Annotated in this window: 3 rRNA genes; all 3 read left to right on the forward strand. The window is 54.7% G+C overall.

What is annotated here, in order from left to right:
• Positions 1–299: 299 nt before the first annotated feature.
• The 3 genes from NQ152_RS16945 (at position 300) to rrf (ending at position 5,631) form a co-directional block, all read left to right on the forward strand.
• Positions 300–1,821: ribosomal RNA gene (locus NQ152_RS16945) — 16S ribosomal RNA — on the forward strand.
• Between the two features lie 455 nt (positions 1,822–2,276).
• Positions 2,277–5,380 (forward strand): 23S ribosomal RNA (locus NQ152_RS16950).
• A gap of 134 nt (positions 5,381–5,514) precedes the next feature.
• Positions 5,515–5,631: ribosomal RNA gene (gene rrf / locus NQ152_RS16955) — 5S ribosomal RNA — on the forward strand.
• The 16S, 23S and 5S rRNA genes sit together here, the layout of an rRNA operon.
• Positions 5,632–5,691: the final 60 nt, after the last annotated feature.

A 5,691-nucleotide genomic window follows, 5' to 3' on the forward strand; every position in this document is an offset into this window, starting at 1 on the left:
CGCGGTCGATGATCGTGCTTCCGGCGGAAACGTTGGATTGTGCGGATTTGACAGGCGGGTCGCGGGGAATAAGATAGAGAAGTTGCCCTGATGGGGATGCCGAGAGGCTGACCTGCGGGAGCATCCGATCCTTGAGAACTCAACAGCGTGCACTTGTCAAATGCCAAAAAACCTCGCGGTCAGCTTTGCTGGCCGGTGAGATTCTTTTGAGATTAAACGGATTTGTCAGTAATGACATCCGATCGTCAGTTCAAACTCGCTCGGTCGAACCTATTCCGGTTCGTTCGCAGCAAAATTCTTTTACGGAGAGTTTGATCCTGGCTCAGGATGAACGCTGGCGGCGTGCTTAACACATGCAAGTCGAACGGTGAAGGAGAGCTTGCTCTCTGGATCAGTGGCGAACGGGTGAGTAACACGTGAGCAATCTGCCCCTGACTCTGGGATAAGCGCTGGAAACGGCGTCTAATACCGGATACGAGCTGCGAAGGCATCTTCAGCAGCTGGAAAGAACTTCGGTCAGGGATGAGCTCGCGGCCTATCAGCTAGTTGGTGAGGTAATGGCTCACCAAGGCGTCGACGGGTAGCCGGCCTGAGAGGGTGACCGGCCACACTGGGACTGAGACACGGCCCAGACTCCTACGGGAGGCAGCAGTGGGGAATATTGCACAATGGGCGCAAGCCTGATGCAGCAACGCCGCGTGAGGGACGACGGCCTTCGGGTTGTAAACCTCTTTTAGCAGGGAAGAAGCGAAAGTGACGGTACCTGCAGAAAAAGCACCGGCTAACTACGTGCCAGCAGCCGCGGTAATACGTAGGGTGCAAGCGTTATCCGGAATTATTGGGCGTAAAGAGCTCGTAGGCGGTTTGTCGCGTCTGCTGTGAAACCCCGAGGCTCAACCTCGGGCCTGCAGTGGGTACGGGCAGACTAGAGTGCGGTAGGGGAGATTGGAATTCCTGGTGTAGCGGTGGAATGCGCAGATATCAGGAGGAACACCGATGGCGAAGGCAGATCTCTGGGCCGTAACTGACGCTGAGGAGCGAAAGGGTGGGGAGCAAACAGGCTTAGATACCCTGGTAGTCCACCCCGTAAACGTTGGGAACTAGTTGTGGGGTCCATTCCACGGATTCCGTGACGCAGCTAACGCATTAAGTTCCCCGCCTGGGGAGTACGGCCGCAAGGCTAAAACTCAAAGGAATTGACGGGGACCCGCACAAGCGGCGGAGCATGCGGATTAATTCGATGCAACGCGAAGAACCTTACCAAGGCTTGACATATACGAGAACGGGCCAGAAATGGTCAACTCTTTGGACACTCGTAAACAGGTGGTGCATGGTTGTCGTCAGCTCGTGTCGTGAGATGTTGGGTTAAGTCCCGCAACGAGCGCAACCCTCGTTCTATGTTGCCAGCACGTAATGGTGGGAACTCATGGGATACTGCCGGGGTCAACTCGGAGGAAGGTGGGGATGACGTCAAATCATCATGCCCCTTATGTCTTGGGCTTCACGCATGCTACAATGGCCGGTACAAAGGGCTGCAATACCGTAAGGTGGAGCGAATCCCAAAAAGCCGGTCCCAGTTCGGATTGAGGTCTGCAACTCGACCTCATGAAGTCGGAGTCGCTAGTAATCGCAGATCAGCAACGCTGCGGTGAATACGTTCCCGGGTCTTGTACACACCGCCCGTCAAGTCATGAAAGTCGGTAACACCTGAAGCCGGTGGCCCAACCCTTGTGGAGGGAGCCGTCGAAGGTGGGATTGGTAATTAGGACTAAGTCGTAACAAGGTAGCCGTACCGGAAGGTGCGGCTGGATCACCTCCTTTCTAAGGAGCATCTGGCACTCTTCGGGGTGTCCAGGCGCCGGATTCGGGACGTATGTTCTCGACCGGTAGCTCATGGGTGGAACATTTGATGAGGTGCGAAGGAAGGTGTTTTTCACTCAGTACGCTGCTTGCAGCCGGAACGGTGGGGGATGGTGGAGATCGCACATGCACGCTGTTGGGTCCTGAGGGACCGGATGTGCTCGGATTTTTTCGGGCCAGACGATTACTCAGGACCTTTTCTGGTTTGCCGGTTTCGGTGAGCGGGGGAGGGTACCGCCCGTACTTTGAGAACTACACAGTGGACGCGAGCATCTTTGAGATGGCTTTCGTGATGGATGTGCCGGCTTGCTGGTGTGTGTGTTGCGTAGGTCGTTTCATCAAGATGATCTTTTAAAGATCATTAGTCAATTTCAAACCGGATTTAGGTCCGGGCCGAAGAGACGAACTCATGTGATTTTCAAGTCTTTAAGAGCAAACGGTGAATGCCTTGGCATCTGGAGCCGAAGAAGGACGTAGCAATCTGCGATAAGCCTCGGGGAGTGGATAAGCACACTTTGATCCGAGGATGTCCGAATGGGGAAACCCCGCTGGGCGGCGTGCCGACCTAGTGACTCCCGCCTGAATATATAGGGCGGGTAGAGGGAACGTGGGGAAGTGAAACATCTCAGTACCCACAGGAAGAGAAAGCAACCGCGATTCCGTTAGTAGTGGCGAGCGAAACCGGAACAGGCTAAACCGAGTACGCGTGATATCCGGCAGGAGTTGCGTATTCGGGGTTGTGGGACTTTTCGGGCTGCTCTGCCGAGCAGCCGGCGTTACAAGAAGGTATAGACGAACGGCATTGAAAGGCCGGTCATAGAGGGTGTGAACCCCGTAGTCGAAATGCCTCCCTTGGCGCGAAGAGTATCCCAAGTAGCACGGGGCCCGAGAAATCCCGTGTGAATCTGTCAGGACCACCTGATAAGCCTAAATACTCCCAGATGACCGATAGCGGACAAGTACCGTGAGGGAAAGGTGAAAAGTACCCCGGGAGGGGAGTGAAATAGTACCTGAAACCGTTTGCTTACAAACCGTTGGAGCCTCCTTAGTAGGGGTGACAGCGTGCCTTTTGAAGAATGAGCCTGCGAGTTAGCGATATGTGGCGAGGTTAACCCGAGTGGGGTAGCCGTAGCGAAAGCGAGTCTGAATAGGGCGATTCAGTCGCATGTCCTAGACCCGAAGCGAAGTGATCTATCCATGGCCAGGTTGAAGCGACGGTAAGACGTCGTGGAGGACCGAACCCACTTAGGTTGAAAACTGAGGGGATGAGCTGTGGATAGGGGTGAAAGGCCAATCAAACTTCGTGATAGCTGGTTCTCTCCGAAATGCATTTAGGTGCAGCGTTGCGTGTTTCTTGCCGGAGGTAGAGCTACTGGATGGCCGATGGGCCCTACAAGGTTACTGACGTCAGCCAAACTCCGAATGCCGGTAAGTGAGAGCGCAGCAGTGAGACTGTGGGGGATAAGCTTCATAGTCGAGAGGGAAACAACCCAGACCACCATCTAAGGTCCCAAAGCGCGTGCTAAGTGGGAAAGGATGTGGAGTTGCTTTGACAACCAGGAGGTTGGCTTAGAAGCAGCCACCCTTGAAAGAGTGCGTAATAGCTCACTGGTCAAGTGATTCCGCGCCGACAATGTAACGGGGCTCAAGCACGCCACCGAAGCTGTGGCATTGATATTATTGGTAGGCCTTCGTGGTCCAGCCGTATTGATGGGTAGGAGAGCGTCGTGTGGCCAGCGAAGCGGCGGTGTGAACCAGCCGTGGAGGCTACACGAGTGAGAATGCAGGCATGAGTAGCGAAAGACGTGTGAGAAACACGTCCTCCGAAAGACCAAGGGTTCCAGGGTCAAGCTAATCTTCCCTGGGTAAGTCGGGACCTAAGGCGAGGCCGACAGGCGTAGTCGATGGACAACGGGTTGATATTCCCGTACCGGCGAAGAACCGCCCAAACCAATCCAGTAATGCTAAGTGTCTGAATCCCAGTGACTGATCCCTTCGGGGTGAGGCGTTGGGCCTAGCACACGACCCTATGCTGAGGCGGTTAGCGTATTAACAGGTGTGACGCAGGAAGGTAGCCCAAGCCAGGCGATGGTAGTCCTGGTGCAAGTGCGTAGGCCGAGTGATAGGCAAATCCGTCACTCATTAAGGCTGAGACACGATGCGGATAAAAAGTGGGTGATCCTATGCTGCCAAGAAAAGCATCGACGCGAGGTTCAAGCCGCCCGTACCCCAAACCGACTCAGGTGGTCAGGTAGAGAATACCAAGGAGATCGAGAGAATCGTGGTTAAGGAACTCGGCAAAATGCCCCCGTAACTTCGGGAGAAGGGGGGCCTTCGACGTATTAGGACTTGCTCCGAAAGCGTTTGGAGGCCGCAGAGACTAGTGGGTAGCGACTGTTTACTAAAAACACAGGTCCGTGCCAAGTCGCAAGACGATGTATACGGACTGACGCCTGCCCGGTGCTGGAAGGTTAAGAGGACCGGTTAGCCGCAAGGCGAAGCTGAGAATTTAAGCCCCAGTAAACGGCGGTGGTAACTATAACCATCCTAAGGTAGCGAAATTCCTTGTCGGGTAAGTTCCGACCTGCACGAATGGCGTAACGACTTCCCAACTGTCTCAACCGCGAACTCGGCGAAATTGCATTACGAGTAAAGATGCTCGTTACGCGCAGCAGGACGGAAAGACCCCGTGACCTTTACTATAGTTTGGTATTGGTGTTCGGTGTGGCTTGTGTAGGATAGGTGGGAGACTTTGAAGCGTGGACGCTAGTTCATGTGGAGTCATTGTTGAAATACCACTCTGGTCACTCTGGATATCTAACTTAGAACCGTAATCCGGTTCAGGGACAGTGCCTGATGGGTAGTTTAACTGGGGCGGTTGCCTCCTAAAGAGTAACGGAGGCGCCCAAAGGTTCCCTCAACCTGGTTGGCAATCAGGTGGCGAGTGTAAGTGCACAAGGGAGCTTGACTGTGAGACTGACAGGTCGAGCAGGGACGAAAGTCGGGACTAGTGATCCGGCAGTGGCTTGTGGAAGCGCTGTCGCTCAACGGATAAAAGGTACCTCGGGGATAACAGGCTGATCTTGCCCAAGAGTCCATATCGACGGCATGGTTTGGCACCTCGATGTCGGCTCGTCGCATCCTGGGGCTGGAGTAGGTCCCAAGGGTTGGGCTGTTCGCCCATTAAAGCGGTACGCGAGCTGGGTTTAGAACGTCGTGAGACAGTTCGGTCCCTATCCGCTGCGCGCGCAGGAAATTTGAGAGGATCTGACCCTAGTACGAGAGGACCGGGTTGGACGAACCTCTGGTGTGTCAGTTGTTCCGCCAGGAGCACCGCTGATTAGCTACGTTCGGGATGGATAACCGCTGAAAGCATCTAAGCGGGAAGCCGGCCTCAAGATGAGATTTCCATGCCTTCGGGCGAGAGGCTCCCAGCCAGATTACTGGGTTGATAGGCCGGATGTGTAAGCGTGGCAACACGTGCAGCTGACCGGTACTAATAAGCCGATGACTTGATAATCACCGTTCCAGGTGCTTGCGTCCACTGAGTGGTTCTCGATGTACGGTCGAGAACCGCATGAGCTGCGTTCACGCAGCGACCGCTACATTCGTGTAGCAATTCATGCTTTTGAACGATTGAAACATCAATAGTGTTTCGGCGGCCATAGCGTGAGGGAAACGCCCGGTTACATTCCGAACCCGGAAGCTAAGCCTCACAGCGCCGATGGTACTGCAGGGGGGACCCTGTGGGAGAGTAGGACACCGCCGGACTTCTTTCGTGAAATGGCCACCCATCGCTGGGTGGCCATTTCTCGTTAACGCACCGACCCG

The organism is Microbacterium sp. zg.B48 (assembly GCF_024623505.1).
Lineage (GTDB): Bacteria > Actinomycetota > Actinomycetes > Actinomycetales > Microbacteriaceae > Microbacterium.